This window comes from Bradyrhizobium sp. USDA 3262, assembly GCF_054060035.1.
Genome location: NZ_JBSSCT010000001.1, coordinates 3,105,042 through 3,119,142, shown reverse-complemented (window position 1 = coordinate 3,119,142; position 14,101 = coordinate 3,105,042). Strand labels below are relative to the sequence as shown.

Genomic DNA, 14,101 nt, shown 5'->3' with positions numbered 1-14,101 from the left:
GACGGATCAAACGCCACCTTGGCCGCGGCAAAGCCGTAGCTGGTACAAAAATCCGTTGGGCATTGCCCGTCCCGGTTTGAGTCCGGCCGTCCGCACCACTTGTTCAACAGACGAAGGCACCGCAGATCGTAGTGGTTGGCCAGGATCTGCAATCCGACGGGGCGCGGTTCGTCTCAAACCTAAATGGCACTGCGCTCTGCCGACCAAACGGATGGTCTCTCGCGCGACATTCCGGATTGACGGCAATGGAGACTCCGGCATCGGGGCGATCTCGCGAAGGCTCCCCGCAGGCCCTTTTGTTCAGAACTTCCGGTATGCGGCGACTTTCACTCCAGTAGCGCCCTGATTTCGGCGCGAAGGCTGCGCACTTCGGAATATAGTTCCGTGATGTGGTGAGCTGTTTGCTCAGCCCCGCGTGCGCCTACAAAAAAGAAATGCCCGCCGGCGACATCTCGGGATAAACGCGAGGGAAGCGTCCGGGTCAGGGCACGTAACTCCTTCCATCGCCCGGCATCGAAATCGAGCGCCCGGGCCTGTGAGCGGATCATCTGTATGTTGAAGAAATTCCAGTTGATTGGGTCAGCCAGTGCGTGCCCGTCGTCGGACCTGTCTGTGGGACTGATCGTTGCGGCCAACGGAAACTCGGAAAAAGAAGAGGCCCTCATATCGTCATGAGCCTCCTCGAAATTCCAGAATGTCCCCTGATCCGAGAAGCGCTGGGACGTGCCTCGAAGCATGACAGGCGTGTTGCACAGATAGTGTTCCAGATAAAGCTGTTCGTCGAGAATCCTGCGTCCGTTGATCTGGTTCTGGTGTGAAAGACTCGGCAGAAAGCCGTCGATATACACGCCTCCTGTCCAAAGGCCGTCCGGTGTCAATGGATCGCCACCTTGTTGCACAAGATTGAGCCCGGCAATCGGTGGCGAGGCGGCCAGCGACAGAAAGCAGACTGCATCGATACCGCGGGCCTTCAGGGCCGTGTTGACAGCGGCAACCGAGCGACCGGCCATGCTCCACATGGCGACCGCGACGGGACGATCCGGCGTTTCGCGCAATACATCTGAGGTAACGGACGCGATCCAGTTCGCCCAGCCTGCAATGGTCAGGTCAGGCACGATCGCGCCAATGGACGGATGATCGGTCGGATACGACAGGGCAAGCAGCCCGATACCCTTTTGCTCCAGCCAGTGATCCAGGAAATCGGCACGGTGGGAAAACGGATCGCCGTAACTGATGCGCGCCAGATGCACCCCGCCCGGCAGGAATACGACAAGCGGGCAATCACTCTTTCCTGCTCTGAAGTACCTCAGGCCCCGCACACCGGAATGCTCCACAAGCTCTTCCCCGGCGAACAACATCCCGGTTTGCGGTCTTCTCATGAAATCGTCTTCCCTGTTTTCAAGCATGTTCAGTTAAATCTGTGGCGAGCGGTGGTGCCAGTCGGTGAGGTCCTGATAGGCATGGGCAACGGCCAGCAGGGTCGCTTCGTCGAACGGCCGGCCGACGAGCTGGCAGGCGACCGGCATGCCATCCGCCGTGAAACCGCAAGGTACGCTCAGCGCGGGAAGGCCCAGATAGTTGAACGGCCTCGTGTAGATGTTGATGACGCGGCTGCGATTGAAATCGTCGGCGAAGCGTTCGTCGCGCATCTTCTCGATTGCCGGCGGCGGAAGAGGCAGGGCCGGCGTCAGCAGGACATCGGCATCCGCGAACACCCCCTCGCAGAATTCACGCAGGTAGCGGCCGCGCAGCGCCAGCGCCTCAAGGTAACGCGGCGCCGGGATAAAGTTGCCGCGCTGCAGCTGGTTGCGGTTGGCTTCTGTGATGTCGGCGCCGCGCTCGCGCAGATCGCGGCCGAACACGGTTGCGGTTTCACAATCGCTGAGCACCGAGGCGAGGTCCCAGAGCAGGTGCCCGTCGGGAAGATCCGCCGGCCTGATCGTGGCGCCTTGGCGCGCCAGGATCTCCTGGAAGCAGGCCAGCGCATCGGCCACATCGGGATCGACCACGGACCAGAACCGCCGCTGCACGGCAATCCGGATGTCGGCGAGCCTTATGGAGAGGCCTCGCTCATAGTCGGGGACCGGCTCATCGCTGGAGGCTGGATCGCGCGCATCAAAGCCGCCGATGCAGCCCAGCAATCTGGCCACGTCACGGGCCGTTCGCGCCATCGGCCCGATCGTATCGAGCGACCAGGAGCGGGTCAGCGCGCCGTGCCGACTGATCCGGCCGCAGGTCGGCTTCAGTCCGGTGACACCACATACGGCAGCGGGAATCCGGATCGATCCACCGGTGCAGGATCCAAGGGAGCCGTAGATCAGGCGGGCGGCAAGCGCAGCAGCCGGACCATATGATGAGCCGGGATTGAAACGTTGCGTATTCCAGGGGTTATGGCAGGCGCCGAGCGGTTCTTCGCCCGGCGTATCGGAGCCCGCCAGCTCGGTCATGTTGAGAGTGCCGATCTCGACGGCGCCCGCGCCGTCCAGCCGCTCCAGCACGGTCGCTGTCTCTTTCGCGACCTCGCCCGAAAAAATCCGGGAGCCGCAGCTTGCGGTCCGTCCGGCTCTTGCGAACATGTCCTTGTGCGCAAGCGGCACACCATGCAAGGGCCCAAGGATGCGACCTTCAGCAAGGCTGTGGTCGGCGCGCCGGGCCGATGCCAGTGCTCCTTCCCGATCGATCGCAACGAACGCGTTTATCCGCGGCTGCCAGGCATCGATCCGCTCGAGACATGCCGTGACCGCCTGGCAGGAGGATATGCGGCCTTGCCTGATCGCATCAGCGAGCTCGCACAGACTCAGGGACGTGATATGCTGCATCATGTTCCCGCCGGACGCTTCAACAGAGCCAGCATCCGGGCGAACTGCGCCGGCTCATCACCTCTCGCGAGCTGCGATGCGCTCGCCCGGACAAGCGAATTCAGCCGGGCAACATGATCGGCCAGGGCCGCCGCCCGCCCGTCATCCAGCGGCAAGCCGTGCAACTCGTTCGCCAGATCCGCTATTGTTTCCTTCTTCAGCATGCCAATGCGCTCACACCGTCCATGGCGGGTAGCCGTCCACAATCAGGCGACGCCTGTCGCGATGATGCTTGCTGCAACCAGCGCGGAATTCTTCGATGCGTTCATGCGCATAGCCTGGCGCAACTTCCTCCGCCTTCGGCCGGGACAGACTGCAATGCGCCGGGCGCGGTGCATAATCCTGGCGTAAGAGACCGGCGACAGGACGGCCTCGGAAGCAACGCTGCGCTCGCATACGGCCGTGAGCACGGGAGTTCTGCAGGGCCGCCATGACCTGCGAAGTGCGATCGTATCTGTGCAAGAAGAGCAGCAAGGGACCGGACCTTATTCGTCCAGGACAGCGACCGCACGGATCGGGCTTGCAGTACCGCCGCGGATCCTGAGCGGAAATCCGATGAAGCGGAACCGGCCCTTGCCGACGAGCCTGTCGAGATTCCACATGCACTCGATGTGGGTGATGCCGCGGGCCGCGCAGGCAAGGTGCGCCTTGTAGTTGGCCTCGCCTTCCGGTGCCGGGCTGATGGCCTCGACGCCGAACATCAGGATCTTGCGGTCGGCGAGCCAGTGCACGGCATCGACATGCAGCCCTGGGAAGTCATGCAGATAGCCGGGCGTACCCCATAGACGCCTGTTGACGCCCATGTCGATGAGCACCGTGTCACGCGGCCTGATCTGCTGGCCTGATCGTATGAGCGCCTCTTCCATCTCGGAGGCCGTGATCTCGTGTCGCAAGGGTACATGCGCCAGATCGAGGCAGATCGCCCCGGTATAGAAATCCTCCAGTGGAATCCGGTCGATCGAGGGAGCATCAGGATCCGGATTGAAATGACAGGGTGCGTCCACATGGGTTCCCGAGTGGTCGCTGAGCGACAGCGCCCAGGATTTCGAGCTGAAGCGCGTCGCGCCGGCTTGTTTGATTTCGCTGTGATCGTTCCAGACGCCCATGATGATCGGTGGATGCATCTGGGGCGCCGGCGCGCGATGGTGAAGTTCCCGGCTCAGATCGATCAGCTGCATCTCTGGCATCTCCTGGTAAATGTATCTTTGCGAGGCCCCCCGCGTGGCTGGCCGCGACACGAGCCCCTCGACGGATCAGGCAGATCCCGCGCGCGAGCCCGGTCTCGCTGCAACCCGCGGATCGTTGGCACCTCTTCAGACCTCAATCGCCTGCCGTTCATTTCCGGACAGGACATCAGGATTGCCGGCGCGCGAAAGATCTCGCGATATCGGCAACCATGGACGATGGCTCGCCGGCGCTCCCGTGCCGGCCTTCCTCAGTGCGGCAGCAGCGCATCGACGTCCTTCCCGAGGCTTGAGAGCGCCGCGGCCGGATCCTGCTTCTGCGAGACCACGAGATAGCAGTGATCCTCGATGGCCTTGATGATCCTGGAGTTGTTCTCGCCCGGAAAGGCGAACCAGCCTGTCATCATCGCAATCCGCTGACTGGCGATGCGATGCTCCGGGTGGGCGTCGAAGAACTTGCCGAGCCCAGCAGGATCGCTGATCGCGGCAAGATTTACCGGCACGTAGCCGGTGGCCTCGACCATGATGGTCTGGCCGGCCGTTCCGACTGCGAATTTGATGTAGTCCCAGCAAGCCTTCTGCTTGTTGGGATCATCAGTCAGCATGACAATGCCGTTGCCTGCGGCCGGAAGCCTGTCGTTTGCCGATGAGACCGGCAATGATCCGACCTTCAGCCGGAAATTGCCGGCCGCCGACTGCTGATAGCCGTTGAGCGCACTGCTTGCGCCGAACAGGATACCGAGCTTTCCCGCCCGGAATGCCTGCCGCGCCTGGTCCCGTTCAAAGCCTGGCTGGCCTTCCTTTCCGAGACGTTGCAACAGCTGCAGCGCCTGAAGGCCGGCCGGGCCGTCGAAGCTGATCCTTGTTTCGTCCTCGCTCATCATCCGGCCGCCGAAGGCGCCCACCAGCGTCTGGAACGACCAGCCGTTATTGGTGTATTCGACATAGAGGCCGCCGGTCCCCTCGCCGAGGGCGCCGATTTTCCTGCCGAGCGCGATCACGCCATCCCAGTCGTCAGGCAGGTTGTCAGGGTCACCGCCGGCCTGCTTCACGAGATCCATGTTGTAGAAGAGCACGGGAACGGAAATTGCGAACGGCAGGGCGCAGGTTTTGCCGCCGTATGACGCAAACGATGTCACTTCTTGCGGAACGCCGATCGTGTTCCACGCCGGATCGCCTGCGATGAAGCGATCAAGCGGCACCGCTATCCGGCGATCAGCCAGGGGCCGGATCTGGTTCAGGCCCTGGTGGGAAATGTCAGGCAGCTGCTTCGTTATGTTCTGCCGCAAGGTCTGCTGGACGAGGCCGTCATAGTCGACGGCTGGGCTGTCGAGAACGACCTTGATATCGGGACGGGTCTCCATGAAACGTCGCGCAAGCGCCTCATAGAGTCCCCTCAGAGAGGCCGGAGAATAGCAGACCCGGATCGTCGTCTGCTGATGCGCACGGGCCCTCAGGACCGGCGTTGCGGCCGCAGCGCTTGCCATCGACAGGAAGGTCCTGCGTGAAGGAAACATCGATTGCCTCCGTTGGCGTGTTGTCTGACAGCTCCGCCCCCTCCCCCGACGCAATGTCGCCGGGCAACGGGAAGATTTCGCAGGCTGGCGCGGCGGGCGGCGATACCGTTGACGCAGATCGACGAAGCCACCCGCCGCGGTGATGGGCAGCACGGCATCCCGAAAAATGGCGGCAACCGGCGAGAGCCACCTGGCAGACGTGATAGCGCTCATTGGTAGTGCACCGTCCTGTCCATGGCGCGGGCCTGAACGAGCGTGAGCGTCACGACGATGGCGAGAAAGACGACGGCAACGGCGGCACCATATCCGGTGTGCAGATATTCGAAGCTCTCCCGGTACAGTGTATAGAGCAGGACTTCCGAGGCGTGGCCGGGACCGCCCTGTGTCAGCACTTTCACGGTGTCGAACGTCTCGAACGCTCTCAGCGCCACGACGATGACGACGAACATCGAGACCGGACCGAGCATGGGAAGTGTCACGGTACGCAGCCGGTCGAGCGCACGATCCGCACCGTCTATATCGGCCGCATCATAAAGGTCCTGAGGAATGCTCTTGAGGCCGGCGAGGAACAGCACCATGGCGTAGCCGAGGTTCTGCCAGACCCCGATGACGGCGAGCACCGGCAGCGCGGTATTCTCGTCGCGCAGCCAGTTGGCAACGGGCAGGCCGAGCGCCGCGAGTATCTGGTTGACGAGGCCGATCGCCGGATGCAGCAGCGCGTCCCAGGCGATCGCCGTGGCGGTGATCGTCGCCATGAAGGGCAGAAAGTGAACGGCCCGGTAAAAGGACCGGCAGGATCTGCCGCTTTCGACAAGAAGCGCAACCAGAAGGCCGAGCACAACGGTGCCCGGCACGACCATCAAAACGTAGAAGACCGTATTGAGGAGCGAAGTCCTGAAACCGGCGTCGGCAAAGACCTCGCGGAAGTTGGCGAGGCCGACGAAGGAAAGCGAACGCGCCCCGAACTGCCAATCCGTGAGCGCGATGACGAAGATGCCCGTCGCCGGCAGAAAGAACAGGATGACCAGGAGGAATGCGGCAGGCCCGACCAGCGTCCAGCCCGCCAGCACCTCTGCAGCAACCCGTCTTCGCGCCGCAAGGGACGACGTCGGCTCGCCACCGGCCGGGCACGCCCCGTCGGCAGCACCGGAAAGCGCAACGGCTTTGCCCATCAGGCAATCTCCCGGAGCGGGGCGACCGATCCCGGGCCCTGCCCGGCCTCGCGGCGCAAACGACGTCCGTCACGGGTAAAGAGCAGCACGCGATCCGCCCGGACGCCGAGATGCAAGGTCTGCCCCGGCGCGATCCGGGGCGCCCGTTCGGCGAGCAGCCTTGCGATCAGGGGATGATCGATGCCCGGCAGGTCGAGATGCACGAAGAGATCGGATCCCATATGCTCGATCAGGCGCACAGAACCGGTCAATGTGTCCGGACCGCGATGTTCGGCGAGTTGAAAAGCCTCCGGACGAACACCGAGGGTGAGAGCCACGCCCGAAAGCGCATCGGCCTCGATCGGAAGCGTCGATCCGGCTACATCGATCAGGCCACGCTCGCGCACCACGCCGTCGAGGATGTTGATCCTGGGCGAGCCGATGAATTCGGCAACACGTCGGTCATCGGGATCGGCATAGATGTCCTGCGGCGGCGCGACCTGCAGCAACTCGCCGTCGAGCATCACCGCGACCCGGTCCGACAGCGTCATGGCCTCGGCCTGATCATGCGTGACATAGACGAACGTGGCGCCGATCCTCTGGTGCAGTTCCTTGATCCCGGCGCGCATTTGCACCCGCAATTTGGCGTCGAGGTTGGACAGCGGCTCATCCATCAGGAATACGGCGGGATGGCGCACCATGGCGCGGCCAACCGCGACGCGTTGCCGCTGGCCTCCGGAGAGCTGTCCAGGTTTGCGTTCCAAGAGGTGACCGATCCCGAGCAAGCCGGCTGTCCGGGTTACTTCGGCCTCGATTTCGGCAGAGATCCGCGCTCTTCCTGGCATCAGGCGGCCGAGAACAGGCAACCGCTGCATGGCCGAGAGGCGCCGCATCCGCAGCGGCAACGCCATGTTGGAGGCGACCGTCATATGGGGATAGAGCGCGTAGGACTGAAACACCATCGCGACATCACGCAGCTTCGGCCGCAGCCCATCCACTGCCCGCTCGCCGATCGAAATCGAGCCTGCGTCCTGTACATCGAGGCCTGCCAGAATCCGCAGCAGCGTCGACTTTCCGCATCCCGATGGTCCCAACAGGGTCAGAAACTCGCCGTCCGCAATCGACAGCGACACACCGCGTAAGACCGCCGTCGGGCCATAGTTCTTCCGGATGCCGTCAATCTGCACGGATGCCATAACTTCACTTCCAGACCATCGTGAAAGCTGACGTGTTCGCCAGCCCGTGACGACTTCAAGACCTCCATTGCTAAGGCTGGATGACACCCATCGAATAACTCAATAGGAACTTGCAATCATGCGATGACATGCAACCCGGTCAGCCGATGTCGCCGGAAGACTGAGCCGTTTCGATGGTACGGGCTCTCGCGCGCGGACGTCGTGGTGGAGGCGAACTGCTGTCCGGTTTTCGATCGGCCGCATCCGACGCCGCGCCGGACATCTGAACGTGGCAGACCGATCCGAATGGCCGGTCCAGACAACAACTGTATTTTCGTTGGCCGTTCGGCCACCATACCAGTGTGACGGCGGCGAAGCGGACAAGGCACACCTTGGGCGTCATCTTGCCTGGCGTGCCGGATATCATCAAATCACCGCCCATCGCACCGGCACTGTCATCCGCTCATGCGTCTGCCCGGCTCCGCCGGGCTCGCAAGGCTTGCGGCATCACACGCGATGATGTCGCGAGATGGCAGCAGCCGTTCGTCGTACTCACTTGCCTCGGCTGCTGGCGCCGGTCAGCGCGAGGGCCGAGCGGAGATCCGATCCTCAGTTACCGCAACTTTCGATTGGTTGATCCAAAAAATGCGATAGCCCGATTGGTCTTCGCGTCCGGGCGCGGATAGAGATGAACAATCATCATGTCTTCTTTCAGGAATCCTGTCTTGTCGCCCGCTGCAGCCCAGCTCGATGCCGTCCGGCCTCCTGATGCCGGAGCATGGACGCAGTTGCCGCGCGCCCGAAGCACCGGTCCGCTCGCCTTCAGTCGGGGGGCCGCCGGTTTGGGGACCGGCACCTTCGCCGGTGAGGCAGGCATCCGGATTATCCGGCATGAGCGCGGCAGATCCTCCGTCAGGACGACGTGGCTGTCCGTGGCGATCAAGAGTGCCAACGACCTTGCACGCGGTTGGAACAACTACCGGATCGCAGCCAGCCGTGACGCCGGACACCTCGTCCTGAATGAATTCGTCGCCAGCCTCGATCCGTCCGAGGAGGTGGAGAGATCAACACCGTGCCCCCACCCGGACGGGGTTGCGATCGAGGCGGCCCGCGATGAATCGTATGTTTTCATGCCGCGCCTTACGATCGCATCGCGGCAATGCCGTGGTGTCGCGCCCGGCTGGCTGAATCCGGGCGGGCAGCTTTCGTGCCGTGTGCCGGATCAGGTTTTGCGGCATTCCACTCACTGCACAGGTTTCATCGAAAAGCCCTCGCCTCGCACGGCAAGCGCGATGGAAACCGGCACCGCGGTCCTGGATCGCAAGGTTCGCGGCTTCACCCCGTATCCGGCTTGCTCGCGCCTCGTCGTCCGGACGATCGCCCCGCGTGCGAGCGCAGCATCACCGTCTCCGTCTCCCAGCTATGAAAGATTTCATCATGTCCCCAGCCAGACGCCTCCGCGCCCTCATGGCCGAGATCGGCCTTGTCCACATCATGGCCGCCCACAGCCCTCTTTCCGCGATTTTAGCCGAAGAAGCCGGATTCGATGGCCTGTGGGCCTCCGGCTTCGAACTTGCAGCGCTTTACGGGCTCGCGGACATGAGTCTGATCTCGATGGCGCAGCATCTCGATATGCTGCGGTCGATTGCCGGACGTACGACGCTGCCGATCGTTGCCGACATCGATACGGGATACGGCAATGCGATCAATGTCATCCATGCAATTGGTGAATACGAGCGGGCTGGCGCCAGCGCGGTTGTCATCGAAGACAAGACCTTTCCGAAGGTCACGAGCCTTGTTGCGGGTGGTCGGCAGGAGCTGCTGCGGATCGAAGAATTCCAGGGCAAGCTCGAGGCTGCGGCCGCAACAAGACGGAACCCGGATTTTCTCGTCATTGCCCGCACCGAGGCATTGATTGCAGGTCTGGGCGAGACGGAAGCCCTGCGCCGGGCACTGGCCTACACAGAAGCCGGCGCCGACATGATTCTGATCCATTCGAAAAAGAAGGATGCCTGCGAGATCGAGAGCTTCTCGCGCGCCTGGACCGGAGCGGTGCCGCTGGTGGTTGTACCGAATGCCTACCCGGATCTGGATGCCCGACGCGCCAGGGCGCTGGGCAATATCCGCATGATGATCTACGGCAATTACGGCATCCGCGCCGCGGCAACCTGCATGCAGGAAACGTTCCGCCGGATCATCGCCGATGGCGGCGTCCAGAACGTGCACAAGGATATTCTGCCTGTGGAGGAGATTTTCAGACTTCAGCGGACCGAAGGGATCAAGGCAGCTGAAGCCCGCTTCCTTCGTTGAGCATTTGACTTGAAATCATCGCCGAACAGCAAGATCCTGAAACAGTACCAGGCTCCGGCTTCACTCAGGGCCCTACACTCCGCGCCAGCGGGAAAATGCAGGTAAGCCGTTTTGCTCTCCTGAAACTGGTTGCGCTGTCGATTCCCGGAACAGCGATGACCGGGATCACACTTTCCAGCGCGCCAGCATACGCATCGGAAATACGGCCTCCGCGATTGTGATACCGCGCCAAACTGCACGAAGCGTACGAAGAAGCCGCTTTCACGCGCGCGACAGCATTGATAAGCAGAACTCCGACCATACCCATCGAATAATGTGATGGAGTATTCGCTTTCGCAAAGGCCATCCGTGGCAACCCAGCCCATTGCAGATGCTACCGGAGCAGAAGATGGCCGTCGAGCAGGATGAAGTGCCCCTCAATGCAATCCGGGTATTTGTGGCCATCGCGCGGGAAGGAAGCGTAACGCGTGCGGCCAGCGCATTGGGCGCAACCCAGAGCTCCGTCAGCCGTTATCTGGCCGTGTTGCAGGACTATCTCGGTACAGACCTCGTGGAACGGCGAGGCCGGGGAAGCCAGTTGACGGAGTTCGGAAGGCTGTTTGCCAACACCGTTGCCGAACCCCTTGATACGGTGTGTTTCACCACGAAGAGAATGCGACGGCGCAACCGGTCGGACACGAACCGCATTGTGGTCCGCACATCGCTTTCGACCTTTGCCTACTCGTTTCTGATTCCAAATCTGCAGGCATTTTCCGCCGAGATGGACGGCGTCATCGTGGACGTGATCAGTTCATTGTCGCCGCCGAATTCATCCGACAATTTCGACATCCTGATCACCCGCGATCTGACCGTCATCGAGCCAGCCGACGACTGGGAGATCCACAATGAGACGCTCGTATGCGTGGGCTCCCCAAACCATGTTATGGGAAAGACGCTCTCGATCGTCCGTTCAATGCCAATTCTGAACGTGACCTCCCGGCCCGACATCCTGCCGACATGGCTGAGGGCAATGAATCTGACCGCAAGCGACATGACGTCGGGGGCGCGATACGACCACAATTACCTTGCCCTGCCGGCTGTCCTGACAGGAAAATGCCTGCTGGTCGCGCCAGAAATCATCGTCAGCGATCTCGTGCGCGAAGGGGCGCTGCATGTGATCCCGGGATCGCGTACGCCCAGTGGTATGCAATATCGCGCCTATGCAGTCGACCGCAGTGACAATCCCGAAATCGCCCGTGCCTTTTGCCGATGGGTTGCCCGGCTCTGTAAAAAGGCCGCGATTCCAGAGGCGAGCTGCTAGTTGTTTGGAGAACCGGAAGCCCGGTTGATGGACCGGGTTCAGGCGCGATAGTTTAGCGCCGTAAAGCTCCCCGTCGTTGAAGAGGAGTGTGCAAGCCAGCTGCCGGCTTCTTATAGCAGGTTTCTCCAGGCAAGAAGACGTAGTTGCGTCATCGGATACCGTTGATCATGCCGTGAGCGCCGCCCGGCGGGCATGATGTGGCGATATCCGGAGCCAGTGGGACATCGTATTGTTTGGGTACGGCCCCTACCCATCAGCATTGTCGGTGCTCGTTTTATTAGTTCGGTTATAGCCCGTGGTTTGATGGCCATCCGAATGGCTGCCTTGGCGCATGAAAGCTCGTGCGCTCGTGGCCTGGAATGTCCGCCGGATCCGCGTAGATCGCGGTATCCCGCAGGAGCAACTGGCGTACGATGCCGGGGTCGATCGTTCCTATATGAGCGGTCTCGAGCGGCAATCGGCGAACCCGACAATCGATCTTCTCGATCGTATCGCGGAAACACTGGATGTTCATCTGTCCGAGTTGTTCGTTCAGCCACCAAAAGGCGCGACGGCTCCCGCGACCTTGCGCAAGGGGCGAAAGCCGGTCCGCCGTCATCGCAGGAAGAGGTAGCACTGCTCGCGTGATACTCGAGGCTGCGGCGACAGGCACCGCCCTGTTGGCCGGGAACGACAATCTCGCCCGTCTGGACGACGTTTGCTGGTTTCGGTCCAATAGCAATCATCCCGCCCGCCTGGACCCGGGGGGCTGGAGCCGCGCCCCGACACACCGGTCATTCAGACCCGCGGCAGGCAAAGCCTTCACATATCCGGTCTGGCACGCAGTCTGGTGAACGTGCCCGCGCGCGTTCGCGCAAGGAAATTGCAGGCGCGACAGTCGGAACCATTTCTGGCTACGCCAGATTCCAGATCGATCCAATCACTTGACGGGACGGCCTGCTTTTGAGATCGGACTTCGAGACTGGACCTTCGGAAGACCTCGCGTCCATTTGAAATTGATTGATTATTCACTCGTCGGCCGATCGCGACGCAGCAGATGACGGTAGCCGTGGCGCGCCACCCATCTGGCACGAGCCAGATGACTGTCGAAAGCGCGACGGGCGCGATCAGGCTCAAGGGCGGGATCAATACAAAGCACGATGCGTGCAACCTCGCGCCAGTCTGCGTTGTCGGCTTCGGCGTCGAGGATACGCATATAGGTGACAGCGTGTTGCTCATCGTAGTCCGTGAGCCCGGGCGCGCTTGGTGCCAGATCTGCAACCTTGGGATCGAACGACACGGCCTGAAAATCCTGCAAAATGCGAAAGCCTTGAACCAGGCGACTGTAGCGGTATTCAGAGGCGCTTCGTAGGGAACCGATGGTCGCAGTCGACAAAAATATTCTTCCTGCCGGATGTCAGCCGGCAGCGGAGCCCCCTGGCAAGGCGTCTCGTCCCGTTTGCCTCCATTTCGCTCACTCCTCGGTGTGCATTTGATTTCCGTCCCGGGTTGCTCAAAAGCGAAATCGGACTTCCCGTGCAGCGCTCGTCAGCTTCGCTGCCCGTTGCCAACAAAAAGATCGCCCTGTACCGCCTGGCCCAGCAAACACGTGCCGATTGGTGGTCGGTGTTCCGGCTGCGCCGTCCAGCCGGGCGGGGAAGCTTTCTTTTCAATGACGAACTCCGGCGACCCCTGCTACTGGTTGCCGACGGCGAGCACGCGGCCGCCGTCGATGATCCATTTTGCACGCGCCAGATGATTGAGCGCCGCGCGAGCTCGCTAGCCGGCAATCTGGAACAACGTGCCGGACGATCCGCGCAACTTTCCTGCAGTCGGCGCGGTCGGCTTTCACATCAGGAAGTCGCCAGGAGATCATCAAATGCGCTTGCCATAGCTCGCCAGGACCGCCTCATCTGGCCCGCCGGCGACATCCGGCTAGCCGGCTTTCTCGTTGAAGCTTACGCGCAGAGACGGCTCAACTCGTTCCGGCGAAGCTAACGTAATACGAGGGTTATAGCCAGTGGTTTGATAGACAATCAAATGGCTGCCTGAGCGCATGAATGCTCGTGCGCTGGTGGCTTGGAATGTGCTTCGGATCCGCGAAGAACGCGGTGTTCCGCAAGACCAGCTGGCTTACGACGCCGACGTTGACCGTTCCTATATGAACGGAATCGAGCTGCAGAAGAAGAACCCGACAATTGATCTTCTTGAACGAATGGCAAAAACGCTCGGCGTCCATATGTCTGAATTCTTTGTTGAGCCTCCGGAGGGTGCGAGGCCGCCCAGGACCTTGCCTAAAGGCCGCAAGCCGAAGCGTCCATCCCGTAAGACGAAGCAGCCCCCGGGATAAGGGTCACCTTGTGGCAACGGACCCGCAACTGCACTGGTTGCAGGTCGCAAGCTTACCAAGCGAGGACCCAGGGAAAGCTCACGTAGAACAAACTCTCCGAAGCTCTCTGCCCAATGGGGTCAGGCTTGAGGGAGCCGCCCGGAAATGCTGGCGCCAGATGCGCATCGGTTGGCGGAATGTTGTTGGACATCGTCAACCGCTCAAACTCGTCTCATTCTAGGCGTGAACCCGCCGCGACGTGCAGAACTCGCGCCGCTTTGTCCGAAACGTACTGAAC

General features: G+C 61.7%; 13 protein-coding genes. 5 read left to right on the top strand and 8 right to left on the bottom strand.

Going from position 1 to position 14,101, the window contains the following annotated elements; all coding sequences use genetic code 11:
* Positions 1-326: 326 nt before the first annotated feature.
* The 7 genes from ACVWYP_RS14480 to ACVWYP_RS14450 form a co-directional block, all read right to left on the bottom strand.
* Entirely contained in the window at positions 327-1,406 is a 1,080-nt protein-coding gene (locus ACVWYP_RS14480; protein ID WP_304498945.1) for a hypothetical protein, read from the bottom strand.
* 6 nt (positions 1,407-1,412) lie between these two features.
* Positions 1,413-2,822, bottom strand: coding sequence for an amidase (locus ACVWYP_RS14475; RefSeq protein WP_304498944.1), 1,410 nt, complete (start codon positions 2,820-2,822; stop codon positions 1,413-1,415).
* Positions 2,819-3,022 carry a hypothetical protein gene (locus ACVWYP_RS14470; protein WP_038388754.1) on the bottom strand — a complete coding sequence of 68 codons (204 nt, stop codon included), beginning with the start codon at positions 3,020-3,022 and terminating at the stop codon, positions 2,819-2,821. Before ACVWYP_RS14470 ends, ACVWYP_RS14475 begins: the two co-directional genes overlap by 4 nt.
* Before the next feature lie 321 nt (positions 3,023-3,343).
* A complete protein-coding gene (locus tag ACVWYP_RS14465; RefSeq protein ID WP_304498943.1) occupies positions 3,344-4,036 on the bottom strand; it encodes a cyclase family protein in 693 nt (230 codons plus the stop codon).
* 257 nt (positions 4,037-4,293) lie between these two features.
* A complete protein-coding gene (locus tag ACVWYP_RS14460) occupies positions 4,294-5,559 on the bottom strand; it encodes an extracellular solute-binding protein (RefSeq protein WP_304498942.1) in 1,266 nt (421 codons plus the stop codon).
* A 209-nt stretch (positions 5,560-5,768) separates the two neighbouring features.
* Positions 5,769-6,731 (bottom strand): carbohydrate ABC transporter permease, encoded by a 963-nt coding sequence (locus ACVWYP_RS14455; protein ID WP_304498941.1) that lies wholly within the window; start codon positions 6,729-6,731, stop codon positions 5,769-5,771.
* Positions 6,731-7,906, bottom strand: coding sequence for an ABC transporter ATP-binding protein (locus ACVWYP_RS14450; protein ID WP_304498940.1), 1,176 nt, complete (start codon positions 7,904-7,906; stop codon positions 6,731-6,733). The genes ACVWYP_RS14455 and ACVWYP_RS14450 overlap by 1 nt, the downstream gene beginning before the upstream one ends.
* A gap of 1,446 nt (positions 7,907-9,352) precedes the next feature.
* Here ACVWYP_RS14450 and ACVWYP_RS14445 point away from each other — a divergent pair.
* The 3 genes from ACVWYP_RS14445 (at position 9,353) to ACVWYP_RS14435 (ending at position 12,108) form a co-directional block, all read left to right on the top strand.
* Positions 9,353-10,195: an isocitrate lyase/phosphoenolpyruvate mutase family protein gene (locus ACVWYP_RS14445; RefSeq protein WP_304498939.1), complete on the top strand. Its 843-nt coding sequence runs from the start codon at positions 9,353-9,355 to the stop codon at positions 10,193-10,195.
* Between the two features lie 388 nt (positions 10,196-10,583).
* Positions 10,584-11,495, top strand: a complete 912-nt coding sequence (locus ACVWYP_RS14440; protein WP_304498938.1) for a LysR family transcriptional regulator — start codon at positions 10,584-10,586, stop codon at positions 11,493-11,495.
* Between the two features lie 331 nt (positions 11,496-11,826).
* Positions 11,827-12,108 (top strand): helix-turn-helix domain-containing protein, encoded by a 282-nt coding sequence (locus ACVWYP_RS14435; protein ID WP_038388629.1) that lies wholly within the window; start codon positions 11,827-11,829, stop codon positions 12,106-12,108.
* 390 nt (positions 12,109-12,498) lie between these two features.
* On the opposite strand, the gene ACVWYP_RS14430 is transcribed toward ACVWYP_RS14435, so the two are convergent.
* On the bottom strand, positions 12,499-12,870 hold the full coding sequence (locus tag ACVWYP_RS14430; protein ID WP_375764182.1) for a DNA -binding domain-containing protein: 372 nt from the start codon (positions 12,868-12,870) through the stop codon (positions 12,499-12,501).
* A 140-nt stretch (positions 12,871-13,010) separates the two neighbouring features.
* Between ACVWYP_RS14430 and ACVWYP_RS14425 the strand changes: the two genes are divergently transcribed.
* Together ACVWYP_RS14425 and ACVWYP_RS14420 are read left to right on the top strand one after the other, a co-directional pair.
* On the top strand, positions 13,011-13,472 hold the full coding sequence (locus ACVWYP_RS14425; RefSeq protein WP_304498937.1) for a hypothetical protein: 462 nt from the start codon (positions 13,011-13,013) through the stop codon (positions 13,470-13,472).
* A 58-nt stretch (positions 13,473-13,530) separates the two neighbouring features.
* Positions 13,531-13,824 carry a helix-turn-helix domain-containing protein gene (locus tag ACVWYP_RS14420; protein ID WP_304498936.1) on the top strand — a complete coding sequence of 98 codons (294 nt, stop codon included), beginning with the start codon at positions 13,531-13,533 and terminating at the stop codon, positions 13,822-13,824.
* The last annotated feature ends 277 nt before the right edge of the window (positions 13,825-14,101 follow it).

Coding starts and splice junctions, on each gene's coding strand:
- ACVWYP_RS14480 (WP_304498945.1), bottom strand. CDS start 1,406: ATGCTTGAAAACAGGGAAGACGATTTCATGAGAAGACCGCAAACCGGG.
- ACVWYP_RS14475 (WP_304498944.1), bottom strand. CDS start 2,822: ATGATGCAGCATATCACGTCCCTGAGTCTGTGCGAGCTCGCTGATGCG.
- ACVWYP_RS14470 (WP_038388754.1), bottom strand. CDS start 3,022: ATGCTGAAGAAGGAAACAATAGCGGATCTGGCGAACGAGTTGCACGGC.
- ACVWYP_RS14465 (WP_304498943.1), bottom strand. CDS start 4,036: ATGCAGCTGATCGATCTGAGCCGGGAACTTCACCATCGCGCGCCGGCG.
- ACVWYP_RS14460 (WP_304498942.1), bottom strand. CDS start 5,559: ATGTTTCCTTCACGCAGGACCTTCCTGTCGATGGCAAGCGCTGCGGCC.
- ACVWYP_RS14455 (WP_304498941.1), bottom strand. CDS start 6,731: ATGGGCAAAGCCGTTGCGCTTTCCGGTGCTGCCGACGGGGCGTGCCCG.
- ACVWYP_RS14450 (WP_304498940.1), bottom strand. CDS start 7,906: ATGGCATCCGTGCAGATTGACGGCATCCGGAAGAACTATGGCCCGACG.
- ACVWYP_RS14445 (WP_304498939.1), top strand. CDS start 9,353: ATGGCCGAGATCGGCCTTGTCCACATCATGGCCGCCCACAGCCCTCTT.
- ACVWYP_RS14440 (WP_304498938.1), top strand. CDS start 10,584: ATGGCCGTCGAGCAGGATGAAGTGCCCCTCAATGCAATCCGGGTATTT.
- ACVWYP_RS14435 (WP_038388629.1), top strand. CDS start 11,827: ATGAAAGCTCGTGCGCTCGTGGCCTGGAATGTCCGCCGGATCCGCGTA.
- ACVWYP_RS14420 (WP_304498936.1), top strand. CDS start 13,531: ATGAATGCTCGTGCGCTGGTGGCTTGGAATGTGCTTCGGATCCGCGAA.